Source organism: Rossellomorea sp. FS2, from assembly GCF_047915635.1.
Classification (GTDB): domain Bacteria; phylum Bacillota; class Bacilli; order Bacillales; family Bacillaceae_B; genus Rossellomorea; species Rossellomorea marisflavi_A.
On the sequence record NZ_JBLRVS010000001.1, the window covers coordinates 1,023,326 to 1,048,459 of the forward strand.

General features: G+C 46.4%; 22 protein-coding genes. 10 read left to right on the top strand and 12 right to left on the bottom strand.

The features are described 5' to 3' along the window. Positions 1-43 precede the first annotated feature (43 nt). From ACNA6I_RS05490 to ACNA6I_RS05505, 4 genes are all read left to right on the top strand, one after another. On the top strand, positions 44-976 hold the full coding sequence (locus ACNA6I_RS05490; protein WP_048003676.1) for an aldo/keto reductase: 933 nt from the start codon (positions 44-46) through the stop codon (positions 974-976). A 212-nt stretch (positions 977-1,188) separates the two neighbouring features. After that, positions 1,189-3,324, top strand: a complete 2,136-nt coding sequence (locus ACNA6I_RS05495) for a peptidoglycan D,D-transpeptidase FtsI family protein (protein ID WP_416313217.1) — start codon at positions 1,189-1,191, stop codon at positions 3,322-3,324. Between the two features lie 159 nt (positions 3,325-3,483). Beyond that, positions 3,484-3,897 carry a hypothetical protein gene (locus tag ACNA6I_RS05500; RefSeq protein ID WP_416313042.1) on the top strand — a complete coding sequence of 138 codons (414 nt, stop codon included), beginning with the start codon at positions 3,484-3,486 and terminating at the stop codon, positions 3,895-3,897. Positions 3,898-4,004: 107 nt separating this feature from the next. Continuing rightward, positions 4,005-4,235: a hypothetical protein gene (locus ACNA6I_RS05505; RefSeq protein ID WP_048003674.1), complete on the top strand. Its 231-nt coding sequence runs from the start codon at positions 4,005-4,007 to the stop codon at positions 4,233-4,235. A gap of 39 nt (positions 4,236-4,274) precedes the next feature. On the opposite strand, the gene ACNA6I_RS05510 is transcribed toward ACNA6I_RS05505, so the two are convergent. Further along, on the bottom strand, positions 4,275-5,150 hold the full coding sequence (locus ACNA6I_RS05510) for a TetR/AcrR family transcriptional regulator (RefSeq protein WP_048003673.1): 876 nt from the start codon (positions 5,148-5,150) through the stop codon (positions 4,275-4,277). 178 nt (positions 5,151-5,328) lie between these two features. Between ACNA6I_RS05510 and ACNA6I_RS05515 the strand changes: the two genes are divergently transcribed. Beyond that, the gene (locus tag ACNA6I_RS05515; RefSeq protein ID WP_048003672.1) at positions 5,329-6,867 is read left to right on the top strand and encodes a DHA2 family efflux MFS transporter permease subunit; all 1,539 of its coding nucleotides are present in this window, start codon (positions 5,329-5,331) and stop codon (positions 6,865-6,867) included. Positions 6,868-7,009: 142 nt separating this feature from the next. Here ACNA6I_RS05515 and ACNA6I_RS05520 read toward each other — a convergent pair whose 3' ends face one another. The 3 genes from ACNA6I_RS05520 to ACNA6I_RS05530 form a co-directional block, all read right to left on the bottom strand. After that, the gene (locus tag ACNA6I_RS05520) at positions 7,010-7,180 is read right to left on the bottom strand and encodes a CsbD family protein (RefSeq protein ID WP_048003874.1); all 171 of its coding nucleotides are present in this window, start codon (positions 7,178-7,180) and stop codon (positions 7,010-7,012) included. A 163-nt stretch (positions 7,181-7,343) separates the two neighbouring features. Then, positions 7,344-7,595, bottom strand: a complete 252-nt coding sequence (locus ACNA6I_RS05525; protein ID WP_416313043.1) for a hypothetical protein — start codon at positions 7,593-7,595, stop codon at positions 7,344-7,346. A gap of 478 nt (positions 7,596-8,073) precedes the next feature. Then, positions 8,074-8,457, bottom strand: a complete 384-nt coding sequence (locus ACNA6I_RS05530; RefSeq protein WP_416313044.1) for a VOC family protein — start codon at positions 8,455-8,457, stop codon at positions 8,074-8,076. 109 nt (positions 8,458-8,566) lie between these two features. On the opposite strand from ACNA6I_RS05530, the gene ACNA6I_RS05535 reads away from it, so the two are divergent. From ACNA6I_RS05535 to ACNA6I_RS05545, 3 genes are all read left to right on the top strand, one after another. Then, complete coding sequence (locus ACNA6I_RS05535) at positions 8,567-9,043, top strand: NUDIX hydrolase (protein ID WP_416313045.1); 477 nt, start codon at positions 8,567-8,569, stop codon at positions 9,041-9,043. Positions 9,044-9,046: 3 nt separating this feature from the next. Next, positions 9,047-9,619, top strand: coding sequence for a DUF4256 domain-containing protein (locus ACNA6I_RS05540; protein ID WP_416313218.1), 573 nt, complete (start codon positions 9,047-9,049; stop codon positions 9,617-9,619). Positions 9,620-9,737: 118 nt separating this feature from the next. Further along, positions 9,738-11,012 carry a hemolysin family protein gene (locus tag ACNA6I_RS05545; RefSeq protein ID WP_048003667.1) on the top strand — a complete coding sequence of 425 codons (1,275 nt, stop codon included), beginning with the start codon at positions 9,738-9,740 and terminating at the stop codon, positions 11,010-11,012. A gap of 1,273 nt (positions 11,013-12,285) precedes the next feature. On the opposite strand, the gene ACNA6I_RS05550 is transcribed toward ACNA6I_RS05545, so the two are convergent. The 3 genes from ACNA6I_RS05550 to ACNA6I_RS05560 all read right to left on the bottom strand — a co-directional run bounded on the left by ACNA6I_RS05550 (position 12,286) and on the right by ACNA6I_RS05560 (position 14,584). Beyond that, a complete protein-coding gene (locus ACNA6I_RS05550; protein WP_231593157.1) occupies positions 12,286-12,756 on the bottom strand; it encodes a staygreen family protein in 471 nt (156 codons plus the stop codon). A gap of 76 nt (positions 12,757-12,832) precedes the next feature. Further along, the gene (locus ACNA6I_RS05555) at positions 12,833-13,594 is read right to left on the bottom strand and encodes a hypothetical protein (RefSeq protein ID WP_416313046.1); all 762 of its coding nucleotides are present in this window, start codon (positions 13,592-13,594) and stop codon (positions 12,833-12,835) included. Positions 13,595-13,693: 99 nt separating this feature from the next. Then, positions 13,694-14,584 carry a DMT family transporter gene (locus tag ACNA6I_RS05560; RefSeq protein ID WP_416313047.1) on the bottom strand — a complete coding sequence of 297 codons (891 nt, stop codon included), beginning with the start codon at positions 14,582-14,584 and terminating at the stop codon, positions 13,694-13,696. 130 nt (positions 14,585-14,714) lie between these two features. Between ACNA6I_RS05560 and ACNA6I_RS05565 the strand changes: the two genes are divergently transcribed. Further along, complete coding sequence (locus ACNA6I_RS05565) at positions 14,715-16,091, top strand: PLP-dependent aminotransferase family protein (RefSeq protein WP_416313048.1); 1,377 nt, start codon at positions 14,715-14,717, stop codon at positions 16,089-16,091. Positions 16,092-16,162: 71 nt separating this feature from the next. Here the strand turns inward: ACNA6I_RS05565 and ACNA6I_RS05570 are convergent, their stop codons facing one another. From ACNA6I_RS05570 to ACNA6I_RS05590, 5 genes are all read right to left on the bottom strand, one after another. Beyond that, positions 16,163-17,590, bottom strand: coding sequence for an alanine/glycine:cation symporter family protein (locus ACNA6I_RS05570; protein ID WP_048003661.1), 1,428 nt, complete (start codon positions 17,588-17,590; stop codon positions 16,163-16,165). Positions 17,591-17,871: 281 nt separating this feature from the next. Further along, positions 17,872-20,304, bottom strand: coding sequence for a DNA topoisomerase IV subunit A (gene parC / locus ACNA6I_RS05575; RefSeq protein ID WP_416313049.1), 2,433 nt, complete (start codon positions 20,302-20,304; stop codon positions 17,872-17,874). Further along, positions 20,304-22,277, bottom strand: a complete 1,974-nt coding sequence (gene parE / locus ACNA6I_RS05580) for a DNA topoisomerase IV subunit B (RefSeq protein WP_048003659.1) — start codon at positions 22,275-22,277, stop codon at positions 20,304-20,306. The genes parC and parE overlap by 1 nt, the downstream gene beginning before the upstream one ends. A gap of 225 nt (positions 22,278-22,502) precedes the next feature. After that, the gene (locus tag ACNA6I_RS05585) at positions 22,503-22,910 is read right to left on the bottom strand and encodes a CoA-binding protein (protein ID WP_048003658.1); all 408 of its coding nucleotides are present in this window, start codon (positions 22,908-22,910) and stop codon (positions 22,503-22,505) included. Between the two features lie 72 nt (positions 22,911-22,982). Further along, positions 22,983-24,257: a purine/pyrimidine permease gene (locus ACNA6I_RS05590; protein ID WP_048012779.1), complete on the bottom strand. Its 1,275-nt coding sequence runs from the start codon at positions 24,255-24,257 to the stop codon at positions 22,983-22,985. 198 nt (positions 24,258-24,455) lie between these two features. On the opposite strand from ACNA6I_RS05590, the gene plsY reads away from it, so the two are divergent. Further along, on the top strand, positions 24,456-25,040 hold the full coding sequence (plsY, locus tag ACNA6I_RS05595) for a glycerol-3-phosphate 1-O-acyltransferase PlsY (protein WP_048003656.1): 585 nt from the start codon (positions 24,456-24,458) through the stop codon (positions 25,038-25,040). Positions 25,041-25,134: the final 94 nt, after the last annotated feature.

Genomic DNA, 25,134 nt, shown 5'->3' on the forward strand with positions numbered 1-25,134 from the left:
GGGAGTGTATCATCCAGTGATTGAATCAAAGGAGTGAAGCAAGATGCAAAATAAGGTGAACCTAGGTCATTCAGATGTAAAGGTATTCCCCATAGGTCTTGGAACCAATGCAGTGGGCGGGCACAATTTGTTCCCGAATCTTGATGAGGAAGAAGGAAAAAAAGTCGTCCGGACTGCTCTCGATCGTGGAGTAAACCTGCTTGATACCGCTTTTATCTATGGACCGAAACGGTCAGAGGAACTTGTTGGTGAGGTCATCAAAGACTATAAGAGGGATGAAATAACCATTGCAACAAAAGCCGCCCATCAGTTGGATGAGGATGGTAACGTCACAATCACCAACTCCCCCTCATTCCTTAAACAATCCGTCGACGAGGCTTTGAAACGTCTGCAAACGGATTACATCGATTTATTCTATATTCATTTTCCTGACGAAGATACACCAAAGGATGAAGCGGTCGGTGCATTGAAAGAAATGAAGGATCAAGGAAAGATAAGGGCAATCGGTGTTTCCAATTTCGATATTGGACAGCTAAAGGAAGCGAACAAGAACGGTCATGTGGACGTACTACAGGCTGAATATAATCTCTTGAAACGATCCGCCGAGAAAGAGCTGCTTCCCTATACGGAACAACACGGCATCACATTCATTCCGTATTTCCCCCTTGAAGCGGGACTTCTAACGGGGAAATACAAGGAGACCGACACGTTCGGGGACCTGAGAAAAGATATGCCGAACTTCCATGGCAGTACATTCAAGTCCAACCTTCAAAAAGTAGAAGAGCTAAGGCAGCTGGCAGATGATAAAGGGGTCGAAATCAGTCAACTCGTCCTTGCTTGGTATTTCTCCCGCCCCTCCCTTGATGTCCTCATTCCAGGTGCAAAGAGACGGGATCAAGTAGAACGAAATCTCAAAACAATGGACGTGACACTTTCAGAAAACCAAATAGCGTTCATCGATCGGGTATTTTCCTGATTTCCCCGAGACCCGGCAGCTCTTATGGCTGCCGGTTTTTTCATTTTAATAAAGAATGCAAACGTTCCTATTCCTATTATTGATCAAAGTTAATGGTAGAAAAATAAAGAATTTTTCTATACACTAGATAATGTTACGTTTTTCACATGAAGGAAGTGTCGTAGAAAGTGAGAAAAAGCAGCAAGAAATCCAAGAAAAAAAGCATCGTTCCCATGAGGATGAACCTGTTGTTCCTTTCCGTGTTCTTATTGTTTTCCCTGCTCGAGATGAGATTGGGTTTTGTCCAGATCGTCCACGGTGAAAACTACAAGAACGAAGTGGAACGAACGGAAGATGTTGTCGTCAAGACGAGTGTTCCACGCGGAAAGATTTACGACCGTTACGGGAATGTCATTGTGGACAATGTTCCACTGAACGCCATTACATATACGAGGACAAGTACGACCTCCATCGACGAAATGATCGAAGTGGCAACGAACTTATCCAAGTACATCACGATGGATACAAAAGGTGTGACCGTACGCGACAAAAAGGACTACTGGATCACCAAGCATCCGAAGAAGGCAGAGGCTCTTGTGACTGAAAATGAGATCCAAAAGCTCCAAGCGGATGAGGAACTGTCGACGGATGACGTGAATGATAAGGTCTACAAGATGAAGTTGGACCGCATCACGGATAAGGAACTTGATTCCCTGACAAAGAAAGACCTTCAGATCATCTCGATCTATCGTCAGTTTGCTGGAGGATATGCCCTTAACCCACAAATCGTCAAAAACGAAAACGTCACGACAGAAGAATTCTCCAAGGTCAGTGAACACTTGAGTGAACTTCCGGGAGTGAATACCACGACGGACTGGAAACGTGCTTATGTATTCGACGATACGCTCAGGACCATCCTTGGGAATGTATCTTCATCGAAAGAAGGTCTCCCGAAAAACCTCATTGATGCGTACCTTGCCGAAGGTTACAACCGCAACGACCGCGTCGGGAAGAGTTACGTAGAACTGCAATATGAAGATGTGCTCCAAGGACAAAAAGAACAGATCCAGGATATCACGAAGAATGGAAGCGTCATTGATTCCAAACTCGTGCAGTCGGGCCACAGCGGTAAAGATGTCGTCCTGACGATCGATATGGACCTCCAGCGGGAAGTCGAAAAGATCATTGAGGACGAGTTGTCCAAGCAGGTTGCCCACAGGGACGTGTCACCGAACCTTGACCGGGCATTTGTGGTGATGATGAATCTTAACACCGGTGAAGTCCTTTCCATGGCAGGAAAACAGTATGTGAAAAATAGCCAGACGGGGAAATATGAACTGCAGGACGCGGCCCTCGGGACGTTCACTTCTTCATACGAAGTGGGTTCAGCCGTTAAGGGCGCCACCGTCCTGACGGGTTATATGACGGGGAATCTCACCCCTGGTGAGACATTGGTCGATGAACCTCTTCATATCAAAGGTACACCCGTAAAATCTTCATGGTTCAACAAATATGGGCAGATGCCGATCGATGATCGATTCGCTCTCAGGATCTCTTCCAATTCTTATATGTGGAAAGTGGCCCTCCGAGTTGCCGGTGCAGAGTATGTGCCGAATGAACCGATCGTCAATAATCCTCAGGCATTCGACGTATTCCGTAATCACTTTGCCCAGTTCGGATTGGGCGTGCAGACGGGACTGGACCTTCCTGGTGAATCATCCGGACTGAAAGGGACAGCAACGGATCCAGGTTTCCTTCTGGATTATGCCATCGGCCAGTTCGATACGTATACCACAATGCAGCTTGCTCAATATGTTTCCACAATCGCCAATGGTGGGTACCGGATTGAGCCTCATGTCATGAAGGAGATCAGGGAACCCTCGGAAGATAAGAAACGGCTGGGATCCATCGTATACGAAGACGAGCCGAAAGTGTTAAATCGTATAGATGCCACTTCAGCCCAAATCAACCATGTACAACTTGGATTCCACGATGTGTACCATCTTCCGAGAGGAACAGCGTATACCGAGTTCAACAGTGCACCGTATGATGCGTCGGGTAAATCAGGGACAGCTGAAACGTATGTGAACGGTCAATTGAACTACAATACAACGATTATTGGGTATGCACCGTCTGATAACCCTGAAGTGTCCTATGCCGTTGTCATCCCTTACTCTCACATCCAGGCAAGCGGGGTAGCGGATCCGTACTTGGATAAAAAGATCGGGAAGCGCGTGATGGATAAGTACTTCGAACTAAAAAAAATACGTGCAAAATCCTCTGACAATACAAATGATGTCAATAAGAAAATCGAAAATGCAGACGATGCTGAAAAGCAGACGAAACAGGTTAGAAAAGAAAGCAACTGACAATGGACCCCTTTCATGTGAAAGGGGTCTTTTTCAACAATAAGGCCCATCTTTATAATCTTTACAAACTCTTCATGGAATCCTTACACACAAGGAGCTTCGCATCCGTTATAGTAAAAGTACGAAAGATAAGGACTATATCCATTGGAGGGATTCATCATGACCCATCTGAGCGAATTGATCAACCACCACATCGTCACAGCCGAAGTGCTCTATCAAGACTGGAAAAAGTCCAGGGATGTCATCGATCATCAAGTCGAACAGTTGGAATTTTTATCTCTCAAATATTATCCCGCTTGTGAATGGTACTTCCAACACGATTACCCGTTCAAGCACCCTTCCATCGAAGCAGAAGCCTATTTCGGTCCGATCCTCGGATATGATGAACAAAAAAATGATCTTTACGTATACCACGTCATGGATTTGAAAGTAAAACGCATCAATCTCGATACGAACACCAAAACGGTTGTGTCATTCACTGAACTCGTGAATGAGGGGCATTATGAAAATGCATGCAAAGGATTCAGTCACATCGAAGTGCTCACGGATTTTCAATTGGATTATCAACTATAGACGCCTTGGAGCCACGATGCCCCAGGGCTTTTTTTATGGGAACGTGACCAGGATGAAAAGCGCAGGGGATCCATTTTGAATAGGATGGAGGAGAGAGGAGGGAATACATGCCCAACATGGAATCCAAAGGTCCTTATTATGGCCAGGCAACCTCTCCAGATACATCGTACGCCTACGGTCCATTTTCCCTTGCCACGTTCTATCCCCCCATCCCAAGACGACCTGGTGCACCCATCCTGTCACCAAAGGGGGTAGGCTATGGTTGTTACACAGGACCAGGCAGATATGGAACGGTATTAGGACAGGGAACGCCGTTTTTTTTCGTCAGCCTGGCATAAAGAAAGCCATGCAGGATCCAATCTGCATGGCTTCTTGTGTTAATCGAAAAAAGAGTGTATAAGAAGATTCAATTTGTCCAGCGCTTCCTCGGAAAATCGGTCGTTCTGACGCAATGTGTCCATCGCACTCTCAACAAGGAAGCGGCGGGGCTTCGGATGATGAAGCATTTCATCGCGAATGAATTCAAGAAGCTCTGTATATCTCGGCGTATCACAAAGCGGTTGCTGTTTCATAGAGAGAATGACGTGATGCAGCTCCTTCTGAAAATCGGGATCCTGATCCCTGAAGTCCGGCATCCATTGATCAATCAGTTCATAGTCGAATAGCTGCTCTCTTGACTCAGAGGCTTCCTCCACCACCCGGACGATCCGGTTGACGCTATACTCCACGACGGCGTGCAGATTGGCATCAGATCCTTCAAATGCAAAGGAATGATACTTCAGGTTCTGGTGCAAGATACCAATGAACATAATCGTGCAATCAAGCAAATACGTCTTCTTCTCCTCGCCGAACAAATCAATGAACCGCTGATAATACCAACGGAGCATGCGAAGCTGGCCGCGATGGAAGAATTCCTTCAGGTCTTCATCATGGAGAACGACCACTTCGTCGAACAACGTCAATAGTTTATTCGAGCGGTTCGTTGCTACCTGAAGTTCGATTTGTTGGATGAAGATATCGAGATCATCGGCACTCTGTCCGATCAAGAGGTCATTCCGTTCTTTTTCAAGCTTCATATATATGGATTTGAACAATTCCATCAACAATTCATTTTTAGATGAAAAATAGTTGTAAAATGTACCTTTGGAAATACCGCTGTAATTCAGGATATCCTGGATGCTCGTGGCCAGGAATCCTTTCTCGATAAAGAGCTGATGAGACATTTTTATCACGTGCAACTTACGGTCTTTCATACAATCATCCTTTATACATAAACTACCTGTCTAGTTGTAATAGTACCGCAAATACTCGGGTTCTACAAACCCTTACGCAATCCGAAATTTTATGATTGCAAATTATAAACCAGTGGTATATGATGTACTTTGTGAAACAGAAGTCTAATAAATTAGACCCGTAGTACAGGAGGAGAAAATGGAACAGAAAATCAATGCAACAGGTAAACGCCCGCCTTATGGAATTATTGCCATTTTAATGATAGGAGCTTTTATCACGTTTTTAAACAATACACTATTGAACATAGCGCTGCCATCCATCATGAAGGATATGGAGGTACAACCATCCACTGTCCAATGGCTGGCTACAGGCTTCATGCTGGTGAATGGGATCTTGATTCCCGCTACGGCATTCCTGATCCAGAAATATTCCGTTCGACGCCTGTTCTTGGCAGCCATGCTGCTCTTCACAGCAGGTACGGTACTTGCAGGGACTGCTGAAATCTTCCCTGTCCTGCTCGGCGGAAGGATGCTTCAAGCATCAGGTTCTGCCATCATGATGCCGCTACTCATGAATGTCATGCTCGTAAGCTTCCCGGTTGAGAAGAGGGGAGCGGCGATGGGTGTGTTCGGCTTGATCCTTATGTTTGCTCCGGCAATCGGTCCGACTCTATCCGGTTGGATCATCGAGCATTATGACTGGAGGATGCTCTTCCACTTCATCACGCCGATTGCCATCGTCGTACTGCTCATCGGATTCTTCAGACTTAAGGATAAAAAAGAGAAGCTTGCCATGAGATTGGATCTCTTCTCATTGCTTCTATCAAGCATCGGATTCGGTGGAATCCTTTACGGCTTCAGTTCTGCAGGGGACAAAGGCTGGGATAGCCCGTATGTGTACGGAGCAATTGCCATCGGTGTGATTTCCCTTGTCATCTTCATCATCAGGCAATCACGTCAGGAGCGCCCGATGTTGAACTTCAGGGTGTATCGCTACCCGATGTTCGCCCTTTCTTCTGCCATTGCCATGGTCGTCAATATGGCGTTGTTCTCCGGTATGATCTTACTGCCGATCTATGTACAGACACTTCGTGGCATCTCACCGATGGATGCCGGACTGCTCCTGCTGCCGGGTGCTATCATCATGGCGATCATGTCACCGATCACCGGTCGTCTCTTCGATAAATTCGGTGGACGCATCCTTGCCATGACAGGTTTGGCCATCACGGTCGTCACAACCTATGCATTCAGCAAATTGACACTTGATACAACGTACACGCATTTGATCATCCTTTATTCCGTGCGGATGCTTGGAATGTCCATGGTCATGATGCCTGTATCGACGAACGGATTAAACCAGCTTCCTGCCCGCTATTATCCACACGGTACAGCAATGAACAATACGCTGAATCAGGTGGCAGGTGCCATCGGTACGGCCTTGCTCGTGACGGTCATGTCAACGCGCACCACGACTCACGGGGAAGAGCTTGCTGCTGAAGCCCTTCAGAAGGCAACCAGTGGTCAGCCGACAGCCGCAGCCATGGCCGAAATGAAAGCTCAGATCGGCATGCAGGCAATGCTTGAAGGAATCAACGATGCCTTCCTGGTTGCCACCTTCATAGCCGGTGTAGCATTGATTCTTTCCTTCTTCATCAAGCGTGCCACACCTTCTCCGGACCCGGAGGGCGCACCACAGACAAACGAACCGAAAGCAACAACCAAGCTAGCTGAAAATTGATTTAAAAACCGATGGCCCTGTCAGGGTCCATCGGTTTTTTTATGTGTAGGTGTATGTTCGAAATCAGCAAAGGGATGGGAGGGACTACTATCAACAGACTAAAGGGAACCTCCATATGGAAGTTCCCTTTATGTATGCCTGCTTATTTTTTGAAGGATTCCTTCATATCTCCATATGCTTCCTTCGCTTTTCCTTTTCCTTTTTCCATGCGTCCTTTGGTCTCAAGGGATTTATCATCCGTTGCTTTTCCCAGTTGCTTTTTAGCTTCACCTTTATCCTGTTCTACATTTCCTTTTACTTGATCTTTATTCATGTCGATTACCTCCTTATTAAGATACATCTTATATACCCCTTTTTACAGATCTAAACCCCATTGATTGAAATTTCATCCAGCGATCCTGGCAAGAGTCATCTTGAAATGAATACAGGAGATGAAAAGGAGTTGTGGTACACATAAAGCGTCGTAAACCCGTACATCACCGCTGTTCGTTTCCGCCTTCCGCATGCTCCTTATAATGGTTCCCCCAGTGTGGACGAGTGCCATCTGCGTCTGTGTATCCATATGCGTCCGAGAGCGCCCATGTGCTAAGGGATTTACCACTGAAGCGGGATACCTCCGGATCCAGTGCAAGAAGTATCACCGCTTCTCCGATAGATGCCGGGGATTGCGATGCAAGGAAGTGGGGGGAGGCGGTCGAGGCACCTTCCTGCCAGTTTTCTTCCGACACTCCGAACAATTCAAGCATGGCTTCACAGCGAAGGAAGCCTAGAGTGAGGGAGAGGGCGGTGATGGTTTATCAGCCAGCTCTGTGGCAAGTACTGCGGCAAGATGTATCGTGAACACCTTAGCGAGGCTGTAATAAAGGTTTGCTCTGTAGCCATAGTCCGTTCCGTCGGTGATTTCCACAAACAGAGCTGAACGGTTCCTCTTCATGAGAGGGACTGCATGGGCTAGCGTGATGATATGGGCGTGAACGGCCAGTTTTTGCATTTGAAGGCCTTTAGTGAGAACATAATCCCTAATATATTTGAAATTAATGTAAAAAAGTCATAAGTAATGATAATTAAGGTCCTGATACTGGGGAAAGTGCCGATTTTACGGGGGAGGGAACATTTGTTCTGTTATAGGGAGACTAAGCCAGAAGGTGGCATGTTGCTTCGATATGAAAGGATAGCCTGCTGACTGTCCAATTCCCCCTATGTTGTCTATTCGTTCTTGTAGGTAGAGAGTTCGAGCAGGTTGTTGTCCGGGTCACGTATGTAGATGGAACAGATGGGGCCAAGGGCACCGGTTCTTGTCACGGGGCCTTCTTCGATCGCTATCCCAAGAGCGGTGAGATGTCTTTGGAGGGAGTCTGGATCCAGACTGGAGATGAAGCACCAATCGGCACTACCGGGAGTCGGATGGGCTGCTTTAGGCTCGAATTCACGCTTGTATTCGTGCAAGTTGATTTTCTGGTCACCAAACGCCAAGGCTTTCCGACCATTTCCAAACGTTATTTCCTCCATTCCCAGTACCACTGTGTAGAATCGAATGGAGTCTTCCATACTTGCGACTGTCAGAACAACATGATCCAACCGTTCAATCATTTCGATCATCCTTTCTATAGTAGATGAAGGCACTTTGACATGGCCGACACCAAAATGCTTTATTATCCAGTATAATATATAAATATAAGCATTATAAAGGGGGCTGAGGATGGACCATATCAAAGAACTTCGAAAATTAGTAGGGCACAGGCCTCTTATCTTAGCAGGATCAGTGGCGATCATTCTGAATCATCGCAAGGAAATTCTTCTTCAGCAAAGAACGGACGGAGACTGGGGACTTCCTGGCGGCCTGCTGGAATTGGGTGAAAGTCTGGAGGCAGCGGCAATCAGGGAAGTGAGGGAAGAAACCGGATTGGAAATCGGGCAGTTGCAGCTGCTTGGAATCCACTCAGGGGAAGACTATTATTTCAAACTGGCAAATCAGGACGAGCTATATTCTGTAACTGCGGTGTACGAAGCGGGTGACGTGAGGGGAACGATGAAGAAGGACGGAAGTGAATCCATCGATCTCAGGTATTTTTCACTTCAAAACCTCCCGAAAGGCGTTACCGATGAATATCTCAGCTACATAACACCCTATCTTGAACGTCTGCTTACGGATAAAAATATGAAAAGGGAGGAATGAATGATGACAGCATCCACAAATGAAGACAAGCACCTTTCCCATGAGGAGAGCGATAAACTGATAAATACATTGAAGGATCGCTTCCATACCCATATGCACCGACATGAAGGAATCGAATGGGAAAAGGTCGAGCAAACCCTGTGGGAAAGACCAGAAAAACTATGGTCATTGAATCAGATGGAGCAAACGTCGGGAGAACCAGATGTGATCGGAATAGAAGAGGGGGGCAGCTACGTGTTTTGCGATTGTTCGAAGGAAAGCCCCAAAGGACGGAGAAGTACCTGTTATGACCTAAAGGCACTTGAGTCGAGGAAGAAGCATAAGCCGGAGCACAATGCCATGGATCTGGCGGCTTCCATGGGGATCCACATGCTGACCGAGGAGCAGTATCGATCCCTTCAGAAGCTAGATGAATTCGACCTGAAGACGTCGAGCTGGATACAGACTCCTCAGGATATCAGGGATCTGGGAGGAGCTTTATTCTGTGACCGCAGATACGACAAGGTATTCGTTTATCACAACGGAGCGGAGTCCTATTATGCTGCCAGAGGATTCCGTGGCATGCTCTATGTATGAGCTGAGCGGTTTCAGTAGTCAAATTACTGTACAGGAAGGAAACCGAACCGTATAATATGCCCTGAAGTTCATCCAAGGAGGATGAAAACGACTGAACGATTAGGAGAGTGAACGTTTTTTGGACGATTTACCTGTTTTATCGATTGTTATACTTATTGTGTTGATCATGCTTTCTGCCTTTTTTTCATCAGCAGAAACGGCCTTCTCAAGTGTCAACAAAATTCGATTGAAAAACTTTGCTGACGAAGGAGTCAAGGGGAGTAAAAAAGCCTATAAGATCGCAGAAGACTTTGACCGTGCCCTTTCTACCATCCTCGTTGGAAACAATATCGTGAATATCGCAGCTGCCAGTATCTCGGCAAAACTTGCTACAGACCTTATCGGGGGAAATGCAGGGATCCTGATCAGTACGTTCGGAATGACGTTTTTGATTTTGACGTTTGGAGAAATCCTTCCAAAATCGTTGGCGAAAGAGCATGCCGAGCGATACTCACTGTCGATTTCCGGGATCCTTTATCTGCTGATTGTACTTTTGACGCCTGTCAACTTTATATTCATCAAACTGAAGGACTTTGTTTCGAGGATGTTTGCCAAGGGAGAAGGATTGCCTTCAGTCACTGAAGATGAATTAAAAGTGATGCTCGATATCGGTCAGGAAGAAGGCGTGATCGATTCTGAAGAGCGTGAATTGATCAGTCGCTCTATGGAATTCGATGATATTACCGTCTCTGAAGTCCTCACACCACGTGTGAAAGTGAAGGCAGTGGATATCAATCAACCGATCTCGGAGATCAAGGAATTTTTCTTTGAAGAACGATTTTCGCGGATTCCTGTGTATGATGGGGACATCGACACGATTGTCGGTATTCTCTCCGAGAAGGAATTTTTCACCCATCTGCTTAAATACGGCGATGTCAGCGTAAAAGAATTGATCCGGGATCCCAAATTCGTCTTTGAAACAACCAAGATCTCTTCGTTGCTTCCGAAGTTGCAGAAAGAGAAGGTTCACTTAGCCATCGTGGTAGACGAATTCGGCGGGACCACCGGGATCATCACGCTCGAGGACATCCTAGAAGAAATCGTTGGTGAAATCTATGATGAACAGGATGAGGAAATCCAGCTCGTGACGAAGATTTCAGAGCACACCTACAGCTTTGATCCACAATTCCCGATCGATCAATTTTCAACCCTTTTCGAACTGGCTGAACCAGAGACAACCTACCACACGCTCGGTGGTTGGGTAGCTGAAAGGTTTGGAGAAATACCAGCAGTAGGGAACCAATTCTCTTATGAAAAGCTTACAGTCATTGTAGAGGATGTAGAAAATCGTAGAATAAAAAAATTAAAGGTGGAAGTGAACGAGATTTCCGAAGAAGAAACACATACAGATTGATTGATGATCTCGATCCCATCTCATAGCACCAGTTGGACATTACTGCGTAGCCAGTGTCGTCCGACTGGTGCTTTTTATGTGAGGAGGGGAAGGAAGAAGGGATTTAGTTTCAAGTTTGAGGAAAGGATTATCGATATCTTTTCACCCAGGCAGGTTAGATGGACTAATATACAAATAAAGGAAAAATAAAGAGGGGTGACGAATAGTAGTTGAAAGAGAATGTAATTAAGAGGACGTTTCTTCACATTGTCACACTATATGGTAAGAAGCCACGCAAGTTAAAACAGGTGAATGGAGTGGGGGTGGAGTGTTGTATATCGTTACTTTATATTCATTGTTAGCCGCGATTACCTCAACAATGATCACATTTCTAGCTGGAATGTATTTTGATCCGAAAAGAGTTATGAAGTATTTCAGCATAACCTATTTTGCCTTCTGCGCGATTGGTATATTTTTTTATGGAATCAGAGAATTTTCGATGCTGGTGTACGCCTATATAGCTTCCTTGGTCGGGCTGTTTCTTTCGCACGTGAGAACTGGAGGTGAGGATTTTGGCTGATACACAGCGACACTCAGAAAACAAGGAGCAGTCACTGGAAGATTTTTTATACTTTATTGTGTTCACAATCGCTGTAGCATTTATTCCTTGGTTCAATGCCGCAGTGGGAATCTTATGGATCAGGCTCCTAATAGGGTTTATATGTGTTTGGATCTTGCTTCGAATAGTTAAGGTTTTGACCAAGTTTGGTGTGAAACAGGGTTTTAACCGGAAGTACACATTTTTTCCGCATTATATGATCTATATAGTGATTTATTTTGTGATCAAATATTGGTTAATAGAATAAGACCTTATCAATCTTATTGCAGGCATCTGCAGCACATGATTAATGTATTACAAATGGGGGATGGATGGTATGAGATAGTTACGCTTTTTCTAGTTTACATAATATTTATTATAGGAAGTTGTGTAGATTTCATTAATTATGTCTCGTATCAAAAGTATACTTATTTCAGTGAGACAAGATAAAAATTCGGATTTACTCTTTATAATGTCTATTAGCAATATCACTTGATCTTTTCTTATGCAGTCTTATTTGCATAGTTGACTTTATGGCTCATCGTTCCAAAAATTCTTTGCTGAATCATTACCTTGCTGATTCTTTTCTGATTATAGTTGCTTTATGATAGCATCACTTTTGTCAGTAACAGTAAAATGTTCATTCTTATACTAAAAAAAACCATTTCTCACTACAATAAAAAAAGCATAAAGATATCAGCTATCCTTATGCTCAGATTGCCACACATATTGTCTGGGCGTTCCAAAATAAACCATTTGATCATACTCCGGGAAAACCGATTCAAAATGAATCGTGATGGGTGCATCCAGTAGCCATGGATGATAGGTGAAAAATCCAGCATCACCATTCACGATGGCTGCTAATGCGGTCCCCATCTCCCTTTTGAAGATCATGTAGCGAACCTGCGCCATCTGTCGGTCGAATTCCCCTCCAGAGATGTAAACGCGTCCATTAAGCCGGTATTGCCCATCCTCCCTCACCCATTCTGTCAGTACTTCATCCCTCATATAGGGATTGATGGCGGACACATCGTATTCACAGCCGATCGTCACATATAGCTCGCCCGTAGAATCGGAATGAGTCATAGTATATCTCCTGTGGTCAATCGGGGCAAAAATGGATGCAGGCGGGCTGTACGTGACATGCAGACGTCCTGGATCGATCATATTCACAGCATAAGCCTCCTTGTGGATTGATGGGCTCACATACCTTCAGAATATGACGAATGGGCTTGTAGGGTGCCTAGCGATCCGTTTTCCATACAATCTTCATGAGGTTCCACTTCCCGTCTTCATAATACCAATAAGAAGTGGCCGTACCGACACCATCTGCACGGTAGGCACCGCTGATCTGCTGATATCCTTTCAGCCCTTTTCCCTTCTTACCCCGTATCTTGGTTGGTTCAAAAAATGAAATCGGTGCAACCATGAGCTCCGTCGGTTCATTCAGGATGCCTTTTGTAAAGATGCCAAGCCGCTCGTAATCATCTTTCCGCTCCGAAAGGTCTACCGTATACGACTGCTGTGTGTCAGGGAAGGAAATGATCCCTTTATACTGATCTTCAAAATGTGCGTCAATCGTAATTCCCGAGGGAAGATCCAATTCCTGAATCTTTCCACCTTTCGCCGTATGAAGGGCATTCTTATACAAACCTCCACTCCCTCCGGTCGCCGCACGGTATAAAAGGTCTTTGACTCCGTCATGATTGAGGTCAGCAAACGTGATTTCCGGTTCGTAGCCTCCCTCATAATCGATTCTGAGTTTACTGCCTTCAGATGTTGAGATCGTGGCCCATATTTGTTTTAAAAACAGCGCATCAGGCTCAAATGGGATGGCGTTCAGTTTGATAATATCCCGTTTACCATCTCCAGTTACATCTTTTTTGTAGGTCTTGATTGTCATGGTCTCCGTTTGAGGAGGCTCAGTCAGGCTGTTCCCTGCAATCGCATGCAGAGACATCAGGAAAAAGGCCCCGAATGCAAAAAGCAACTCTTTTTTCATCATTCATTCGCTCCCCGCTATTTATATTCCTTAGTATTTTCTCTCAATGCAGGGAAACTATGCGAACTATACAGAGCCTCTTTGTTCGGTTAAAGAACCGTTTTATGAAGAGCGCGGCTTAACGCCCTTCACCGGCGCATCTTTTCCAATTGTGACGCATAAGACCACGATGACTGCAAAGGCAATGGTCCACCAGGTGACGGGTTCTCCCAGAAAAAGGAATGAAAATCCAATCATGAAGAAGGGTTGTGCATATTGGATTTGCCCTACTTTTGCAATGCCTCCCAAGGACATGCCCCCATACCATGCGACATACGCAAGGAATTGACTGATCACCCCAAGATAGAACAAGCTCAACCACGCCAGAGGTGGTGCCTTCAGCATATCAACATGTACATTCAAGACTATCGGTATGAGAAAAAATGGTGCACCGATCAGAATGGCCCATGCAATCACCTGCCAGCTGCCCAGTTCCTTTGCAAGTTTTCCTCCCTCCGCATAACTCAACCCCAGTATCACGACTGCAGACAATAGGGCTATATCCCCCATCTGGACGTGACCAAAACCTAGATGGACTGCATAGAGGATGACGGTAGTGGCAGCAATCAAGCTGGCCGTCCAGTAGCGTCTTGAAGGCTTCTCTCCTCCTCGCCAAATGGCGAATCCTGCAGTAGCAAGCGGTAAAAGAGCGAGCTCGACAGCTCCGTGGGATACAGGCAACGATTTCATTGCGAATGTCGTCAATAGGGGGAATGCCAGGACAGCACCTCCCGCTACGATCACTAAACTGGTTATATGCTCTTTGGCAGGCAAGGCCTGCTTCCTGAATGCAAAAAGAAGGCAGACCATGACCGCCGCTATGATCGTCCTCCCCAATCCCACAATGGTTTGACCAAAGTACGGAACCGCGAATCGGGTAGCAGGCAGCGTCAAACTGAAGGCAATGATCCCTATCAAACCAAGGAGCATTCCCTTATTGAATGGATATTTCATCTTGTTTCTCCTTCCCAAGTCCTTTGTAGTCATTCATAATGCTAAGTACAGATGATTGTAATCCGCATTGCTTATTTTTCATATGATGGAATTAGTCAACTGTCCTGGGACAGATGAGAGGAGCCGCAGCATGTCAGCAACAAAATACATACACATCGTAGATTGGGTGATGCATGAATTGGATCAAAACCGTTTGCATTCTGGTGGAAAACTACCATCGGTACGGTCCCTGGCCATTCAATTTCAATGCAGCAAGAATACGGTTGTCAAAGCATTAGAAGTGTTGAAACAAAGGCATATCCTGTATACCAAGGAGAAAAGCGGTTATTTTGTTGTCGATGACTACAAGAAGCCGCATATGTCAGATGTCCAGATTGATTTTTTATCGGCTGGTCCCGATCCCGCCGTATTGCCCTATGAAGATTTCCAGCACTGCATGAACCAAGCCATTGACCGTTATAAAGAGCAGTTGTTCACTTATAATGATGTCAAAGGGCTTCCTTCACTGAGGAATGAGCTTGTATGCTATCTGCAAAATCTGCAAATATTCACCAAGACCGATCATATTGTGATCACCAGTGGTTCTCAACAAGCCTTGCATATACTATCGTTGTTGCCTTTTCCGAACGGGAAGAAAACGATTCTCATTGAACAACCTACCTATTTTGGGATGATCGATGTCCTGACGCTCCACCGGATTCCGACCATCGGAATAAGTCTGTCAAAGCATGGAATCGATTTTGAAGAGCTTGAAAGAACGTTTAAAACAGGAGATATCAAATTCTTTTATACCGTACCTCGCTGCCATAATCCGCTTGGTCATCATTATACGAATGCTGAAAAGAAAAAAATCGTGTCCCTCGCCGAGGAATACGATGTGTATATAGTCGAAGATGATTACTTGGGGGAACTCGATACCGATCCAAAAGCCGATCCGCTCTATGCCCATGATCAGAATGATCGCGTCATTTATGTAAAGAGTTTCTCTAAAGTGTTCCTTCCTGGATTGAGATTGGCTGCTGTCGTTCTTCCGGCGGAACTCCTCCCCTCCTTTTCACAGTACAAATTCAGTGCGGATTTCAATACTTCCCCTCTGACTCAAGGAGCATTGGAAATCTATTTGCGAAACGGGATGTTCCACTATCATATCCAACGGGCCAAAGAGGTATATGCAACGAAACTTTCCCTTGCCACCGATGCCTGTAAAACGTATCTGCCTCTCGACGTACACTATACTAAGCCGGTAAGCGGCTTTTATCTGACCATCTTTCTACCTGAGCGAGTCAAAGCGGAGCGCCTGACATGCATGCTCGCTGAGAGGGATGTTCAGGTTGCCGATACTTCCAGGATGTTCTTGTCCCATAATCAAGGCGAGGCCATAAGAATCAGCATCTCTCAGGTGGATCAACAATATATCAGTGAAGGGATCTTCCATATTGCTGAGTGCATAAAAGCATTACAGCAGAATGCTACATTCAATCCTTTATCGCTGACCTCCAAACGATAATTGGTCATATAAAAAGGTCGATTCCGGAATGGAATCGACCTTTTTGAGATGAGTCACGCACTAGAATGATGTTAGTTAATCTTTTTTTCTTGTTTAGGTTTTGGATCCCAGCTTTCGATTCCTTTCAGTCCTTTAATGGAATCGGAGTAGAAGACCGGATCTTTCCCTTCTTTCTTCTGTTGTCGGTAATCCTTCAGAGCCGCAATGGCAATCCTACCGAGCAGCGTAATGGCGATGAGGTTGATGATGGCCATCACGCCCATGAAGAGATCTGCCAGGTCCCAAACGACTTGCAGATCGACCATTGCACCGAAGATGACCATGCCCAGGACCGCTAATCGGTAAAGGAAGAGTGTGACGGGACTGTACTTGATGAATTCGATGTTGGTCTCACCATAATAGTAGTTTCCGATGATTGAGCTGAAGGCGAACAGGAAGATGGCAATCGCAACGAACGTATTGGCCCATCCCCCTACGTGCGTGGTGAGGGCTGCCTGGGTCAGCTGAATGCCGTCTGTACCACCCATGTACTCATTCGATAGGATGATGATGAATGCTGTCGACGTACAGATGATCAGGGTGTCTGTGAATACACCTAACGTCTGGATGAGTCCCTGTTTTGCTGGATGGGTGACCCCTGCGCTTGCCGCTGCATTCGGAGCACTCCCCATACCGGCTTCATTCGAGAAGAGTCCCCGTTTGATTCCCAGCATGATGGCCGCTCCGACCGATCCGCTTGCGACTTCCCTGATACCGAATGCATTTTCGAATATAAGGGCGATCATACCCGGGATTTCTGTCACATTTAGGATCAAGATGAACAATGCCAGTAAGATATACAAGATTGCCATGACAGGTACGACAATCTGCGTCACACTGGCAATCCTCTTGACGCCACCGAAGATAATCACAGCCGTGAGTACAGCCAGGATGATGCCGATGGTCAAACGATCGAACGAATAGGCTTCATTCATGGCCAGAGAGATCGTATTGGATTGAACCGAGTTGAAAACGAGCCCGAAACAGAATGTGATGATGATGGCGAATAGGATCCCCATCCATCTTGCATTGAGTCCCTTCTCCATATAATAGGCAGGACCTCCACGGAAGCCGTCCTTCCCGTCCTTGACCTTGTAAATTTGAGCGAGTGTACTTTCAATGAAGCTGGTCGCTCCCCCCAAAAGGGCAATCAGCCACATCCAGAACACGGCCCCGGGACCTCCTCCAGCTATGGCCGTGGCAACCCCTGCAAGGTTCCCTGTGCCGACCCTGGATGCCGTACTAATGGTGAAGGCCTGGAAGGAAGATATACCCCGCTTCCCTTCAGCCGAAACGGTATTCTTGTCCGTCAACAGCCTCCCCATTTCCTTGATATATCGGAATTGTACGAAATTTGTCCGTATGGAAAAATAGATTCCTAGTCCGATCAAACCTGCAATAAGTATGTACGTCCAGATGATGTCGCTCGTTCCGGACATGATTTTGTTGAATAATTCCATCTAATTCCTCCCGTATGTAATCTCAAAGTTGATTTACCCTCATTCTTTTTGTCTAATCCCTTTCTACACATTTTTTCCATAAAATCAGAAAAAACCTAAAAGCGGGTGAGATACCCTAGGTTTTTTTATAATTTACCTTATCCAACTTTATTAGTCCATGGTAATTCGGTCCAGAATGTGTACTGTACCTGTGACTTATGACCTTGATCGCTATATAAAAATCCACCCTGAAGATGGACATGCCGCCCTCCGGGTGGATTTTTTCATTTCGCTTTATTTTGCTACTCTTGATCGGATAATGGTTCGGCCCACAGCTTGGTTACCGCCCCGCTGTCTCCTTCATCAATGACAAATGAGCCGTTGGAGTATCGATCGTTGAACCGGATTGATGATACCTGTACCGTTTCAAGCTTCCCTTTGCTGGTGAGCAGAGTGACACTTTGTTTATCTGAAACAATTTCAGCACCAGATACGCGGTGAGGATTCGATTTGAGCTCCCTCAACATGATGACTCCGCGCTTGGCCCTGCCCGTTTTTTCGAACTCTGAGAGCTTCATCTTCTTGATGGCACCGCGATGAGTCGCGAGTACGACCGCTTGTTTCTCCGGATTTGTGATGATCTTGCCTGAAACGACGAAATCATCATCTTTCAGGTTGATTCCTTTCACTCCCGCTGCACGCGGTCCGACCGTATTGACTTCCTCTTCGGCAAACCAGAGTCCATAACTGCTGTTGGTGGCAAGGAAGAGGTCATGTGACCCATCCGTAACATGTACATCCACGAGCTCATCGTCCCCCTTTAGATTGATGGCGACGAGTGGACGGGAATAGCGCTGTGCCTTATACTGCAGCATCTCTGTTTTCTTCACCATTCCGTTTTTGGTGATGAACATGAGGTACAGGGATGGATCGAATTCTTTAACCGGTACCGCTTTTAGGACCTGTTCGTCCTTATCAATCGGTACGATATTACCGATATGCTGGCCAAGGTCCTTCCAGCGGATATCCGGCAGTTCGTGAACCGGGCAGTAAACGTAATTACCTTTGTTCGTGAATACGAGAAGGACATCCGTCGTATTCATTTCGTATTGGCCGAGGAGCCTGTCGGTTTCCTTCATGGCGAGGTCCTGACCGTTGGATGCCGAGTAGGAACGGAGACTTGTCCGCTTGATGTACCCGTCGCTGGTGACGGTCACCATGACATCTTCACTTGCAATCAATACTTCGAGATTGATTTTAAGCTCTTCGATCTGATCTTCAATGACGGTACGGCGGTCATCGGCGAACGTCTTTTTGATTGCTTTCAGTTCTTTCTTGATGACACTTGCGAGTTTCGACTCACTTGCCAGTATCGCACTCAATTCTGTGATCAGCTTATCAAGCTCTTCCGCTTCTTTTTGAAGCGCCGTGATATCCGTATTGGTCAGCCTGTAAAGCTGGAGGCTCACGATGGCTTCTGACTGGGCCTCCGTGAAGGCGAATTCACTGATCAGGTTGTTTTTGGCGTCCCGTTTATCCTTGGATGCACGGATGGTTGCAATCACTTGATCCAGGATCGACAGTGCCTTCATCAGTCCTTCTACGATATGCTGGCGGTCCTTTGCCTTATTCAGATCATACTTCGTCCGATTCGTCACGACTTCTTTCTGATGGACGATATAGGAATCGAGAAGCTGACAGAGTCCCATCAGTTTAGGGCGTCGATTCGAGATCGCCACCATATTGAAGTTATAAGTAATCTGTAGATCGCTGTTTTTGTACAGGTAATTCAGTACACCCGTGGCATCTGCATCTTTCTTAAGTTCCACCACGATGCGAAGCCCCTGACGGTCCGTTTCATCACGCACTTCGGCAATGCCTTCCACTTTACGGTCGACCCTGAACTCATCCATTTTCTTGACGAGATTGGCTTTGTTGATTTCGTATGGAATTTCCGTAATGACGATCTGCTGCTTGCTTCCGCGGATGCTTTCAATCTCCGCTTTACCTCGTACGACGATTTTTCCTTTGCCTGTTTCGTACGCCTTCCTGATGCCGTCGATGCCCTGGATGATCCCTCCTGTCGGAAAATCAGGGCCTTTCAGGACGGTCATCAATTCTTCCACCGTACTGTCAGGACAATCCATCCTCATGATGGCTGCATCGATCACTTCTCCGAGATGATGCGGGGGTATATCCGTTGCATACCCGGCCGAGATCCCTGTCGAACCATTCACCAACAGGTTCGGGAAGCGGGACGGAAGGACGGTGGGCTCTTCGGAGGTGTCATCAAAGTTCGGGATGAAATCGACAGTCTTTTTGTCGATATCCCTTAAAAGTTCCATGGAAATGGCGGAAAGTCTGGCTTCTGTGTAACGCATGGCAGCGGGAGGATCGCCGTCGATGCTCCCGTTATTCCCGTGCATTTCAACAAGATACTTCCGGACTTTCCATTCCTGGCTCATCCTCACCATGGCATCATAGACCGATGTATCTCCGTGGGGATGGTAGTTACCGATGACATTACCGACCGTTTTAGCCGATTTTCTGAACCCTTTTTCCTGCGTGTTGCCGTCCACATACATCGCGTAAAGGATCCTGCGCTGAACTGGTTTCAATCCATCACGCGCATCGGGCAGGGCGCGTTCCTGGATGATGTATTTACTGTAACGACCGAAGCGGTCTCCGATGACCTCTTCAAGAGGCAGATCTTGATAGCGTTCCACTGATGTCATTATTGCCCCTCCTCTGCGACCATGATGTTCTCATTCTCAAGAATGCTTCCTTCTTCTTCAAGACCGAAGGCAACGTTGCTTTCGATCCACTTCCGCCGTGGCTCGACCTTATCGCCCATCAGCGTGGTGACACGGCGTTCCGCTCTGGCAGCATCATCGATTTTCACGCGAATGAGAGCCCTTGTTTCGGGATCCATCGTCGTTTCCCACAGCTGATCGGCATTCATTTCACCCAGTCCTTTGTAGCGCTGGATCATATATCCTTTTCCGATTTTGGAGACGGCGCCCTTCAGCTCTTCATCCGTCCATGCATACTCGATCTTTTCCTTCTTCCCTACGCCTTTGCTCACTTTATAGAGGGGTGGAAGGGCGATATACACCTTTCCTGCTTCTACAAGGGGTTTCATATAGCGATAGAAGAACGTCAGTAAGAGGACTTGGATATGGGCACCATCTGTATCGGCATCCGTCATGATCACGATCTTATCGTAGTTGATATCATCCACATTGAACTCAGGGCCAACTCCGCCGCCGATGGCATGAATGATCGTGTTGATTTCTTCGTTCTTGAAGATGTCGGCAAGCTTGGCTTTTTCCGTATTGATTACCTTTCCCCTTAGAGGAAGGATCGCCTGGAATTTCCTGTCTCGACCTTGTTTTGCTGATCCACCGGCGGAATCACCCTCCACTAGATACAGTTCATTCCGCTCAGGATTCCTGGATTGTGCAGGCGTCAATTTGCCGGATAATACAGTTTCGGACCTCTTCCGCTTTTTCCCGTTCCTTGCTTCTTCCCTTGCTTTTCGTGCTGCTTCACGCGCCTGTGCGGCTTTGATGGATTTTTTGATCAGCAATGAGCTTGTGTCGGGATTCTCCTCTAGAAAATAGAGCAAATGCTCGGACACAACGGCATCGACTGCAGAACGTGCTTCACTTGTCCCTAGCTTCCCTTTCGTCTGACCTTCGAACTGGAGGAGTTCTTCCGGTATACGGACGGAAACGATGCTTGAAAGTCCTTCCCGGATATCGGTTCCTTCAAGATTTTTGTCGCGGTCTTTCAGGATGCCTGCTTTCCGTGCGTATTCATTGAACACCCTTGTCATGGCCGTTTTGGCTCCAGCTTCGTGTGTTCCTCCGTCCTTGGTGCGGACATTGTTGACGAAGGAGAGGATGTTTTCTGAGAAGCCATCGTTGAATTGGAAGGCGAACTCAACTTCGATTGTATGGTTCTCCCCTTCGAAAAAGGCGACTTTATGAAGGTTGTCCTTCTCCTCATTCAAGTACTCCACAAACGCCTGTATTCCGCTTTCATAATGGAATACATCCTTTTGATCATGTCGTTCATCAATAATTTCGATTTTAAACCCTTTAAGCAGGAAGGCTGATTCCCTGAGGCGCTCACAAAGAGTGTCGTAATTATAGGTGGTTGTGCTGAAGATGGTCGGATCGGGCTTGAAGTGGATCTTTGTTCCGGTCTTTTTTGTCGTCCCGATCTTCTCAAGCGTCGTCTCAGGCTTCCCCCCGTTGATGAACTTCTGCTGATACTTTGTTCCATCCCTTTCAATGGTGACGGTCAGCCACTCTGATAGGGCATTGACGACGGATGCACCGACTCCATGAAGGCCTCCGCTCGTCTTGTAACCGCCCTGTCCGAATTTCCCTCCGGCGTGAAGGACCGTCAGGATGACCTCCGGAGTCGGTTTACCAGAACGGTGCATTCCAGTAGGCATCCCGCGCCCTTTATCTTGAACGGAGATACTATTATCTTTATGTATGGTGACGATGATCTCGTTTCCGAAACCGGCCAACGCCTCATCCACCGAATTATCCACGATTTCATATACCAGATGATGAAGTCCCCTTGTATCAGTCGAACCGATGTACATCCCCGGCCGTTTCCTTACGGCTTCAAGGCCTTCTAATACTTGAATGGCATCATCATTGTAATCCATGGTCTTTTTCTGACTGGCCACGAACATTCCCCTTTCAACACTTTCACTTACTTGTTTATGTACTACTATATCATAAGAACGCATGTTCGTTCACCCGTAAAATGGTGAACCACTATGCTTTATTTTAGCGTTATATTTGAAATTCGCAAATGAAAATCCCTGAATTTACATAATCCCGGATAACATTTTTCTGCAGAAATGTCACAGAAAAAACAAGCGGCATCATTCGCCGCTTGCCTGTAAATCCTATCTGGTTAAGGCATGTTCCACTTTGATACAACGATCCATGATGACCGTATACCCTTTTTCTTTGAGGAAGGAATAGGCCTCCTCATTCACAACACCGAGCTGGGACCAGAATACCGGCGAATCGATCTCATCAAATTCGCGGGCAATTTCAGGTAGGAATTCAGAACGTCTGAAGACATTGACGATATCGACAGGACCCTCGATGTCTTTTAAACTGCTGACAGCCTTCACCCCGAGAGCGGACTCGATCGTTGGGTTGACAGGGATGATTTCATAACCGCTGGCCTGCATCGCCTGGGAGACGGTATAGGAGGTCCTGGCGGGATTATCACTCAGTCCGATGACGGCTATCCGTCTCGACCGTTTCAGGATGCGACCGATTTCTTCTCTACTTGGATTCTCCATGGTTGATAACCTCCTTTAAACATCACTATTCCCTTATTTCTCCACCCTAATCTTGAATTCCTTTTGATTTTGTTAAGTATTTTTTTTCATCAGAATCTGTTCCGTTATGATGGCTACGATGGTGCCGAGAATAAGCCCGTTATTCAAAATTGATGCCGCGATGACAGGAAGACCTTCAAAAGCACTGGCTGGAACACCCATGGCACCTACACCGATGATCAAAGCGATTCCGGCTGTGAAGTGGACGCGATCCACTTCTTTGACCTTTCTGTATTCATCGAGGGCGAGGCCGACCATCTTGATGAAGATGACCGTGGTCACCGCATAACCGACGGGTGCCGGCAGACTGGCGAACACATTCATCACTTTCGGTACGAAGCTTGCGATGACGATGATGATGCTTCCGAGGATAAACGGAAGCGTAGAGAAAAGCCTTGTAGAAGCAACGAAACCTGCAGCACCTGAGATCGGGACAGAGCCGATCGCGGAGAACCCTCCGCCGAGGAGCTGATTGATACCCGCAGCAATACCACTTTGCGTATAGCGTACCGGTACCTCCTTACCGCTTTTTTTCATCACTTCTTCCATGACCCGTATCGAAGCGATCATATTCGTCGTTAACAGGAAGGTGATGAAGATGGCTGTTACAATGATTCCCGAATCGAATACCGGTCTTCCGAAGGCAAACACCTCCGGAAGGGAGAACCAGCTGCTCGAAACAGACGTGGTCTTGGTCAGCCCTAAGAGACCAAAGATGATCCAGCCGCCGATCAAGGCGAAGATGATCGAATATCTCTGGAGCCATTGAACCTTATGCCCTTGTAGATAGAGGGCGATGAGGATTGTCAGTGCGCTGCCGAGCAGAACAAGCCAGTCAAACGGCTGCCCTTCATGCTGGATGCCAAACATTCCCTTGACGAATGATCCGCTCAGCTGCAGGATCAAGAGCATGAGGTAGACAAATGTAATCGTGGGGGTGAAAAGAGAGGTCAGTTTTTTCAATAAACCTGTCAACGACAGGATAATAAAGATGATTCCGCTTACAATCATCCCCCCTTGAAGAACGCCCATCACTTGACTGTGCGACTCGTACAGCGTTCCTGCGAATCCGGCATATATGGTAAATACACCCCACCACAAACCCGCGGGTCCTTCATTAATCGGCAGTCTATGCCCGATAAGCGCCTGAATCAGACTTGCGGCACCTAATACAAAAATGGTTCTCTGGATGAAACCAGCCGTCTCGGCAGGAGACAGCTGGAAGAGGTCGGCAATCGCAATGGGGGCGGCAATGGATCCTGCGATCATGAATGCCATCCATTGGAATGCGGCTAAGACGAGTTGCATGTTGACACCTTCATTTCTATTTTCTAGTCTAACGATTCATTTTAACATAACTGTGCCTCTATGGATCATATGTTATACAAAGAGGATTCACTATCTACTTTTAAGAACAGGTACTAATTTTTACAGTATTTTTCCCCTATGAATAGGTAAAACATGTTACTATAAGAGTGGATTAGTTATATTAAAGGAGAAATGAACATGATCTTAGCCCTTATACTCGTATTATCCTATCTTTTGGGCTCCATTCCCTCAGGACTATGGATTGGAAAATCCTTTTACGGAATAGATATACGCGAACATGGAAGTGGAAATCTTGGCGGGACCAATACCTTCAGGGTGCTGGGTAAAAAAGCGGGGATGACCGTTACCGCAATGGATATTCTTAAAGGAACGGCCGCAACGCTCATTCCGTTACTCTTCGCCAGTACTCAGGACTACCAGCTTCTTGCTGGAGTCGTAGCTGTCGTGGGACATATGTTCCCGGTTTTTGCAGGTTTCAGAGGAGGAAAAGCGGTTGCCACATCTGCAGGCGTCCTGCTTGGATATGCCCCGCTGGTGTTTGTCATCCTCCTGGCTGTATTTTTCATCAGCCTTTACTTTAGCAAATACGTATCGCTTTCCTCCATGTTGGCAGGAGTGTTCGCCTTCATCTATACGCTGATCGTGTGGGACATTCCCCTCATCATCGTCGTAGGCATACTTACAGCCTTTGTCATCTACCGGCATCGAAGCAATATCGTCCGTATTAAAAATAAAACCGAACCGAAAGTCACATGGATTTGATGTACAAACGAAAAGCCCATTTCAGGGCTTTTTTCTTTTGTTTGCCTCCTCCTCCATGTCGAACCCTGTATAAATTTAAAAAATTTCGCCTATT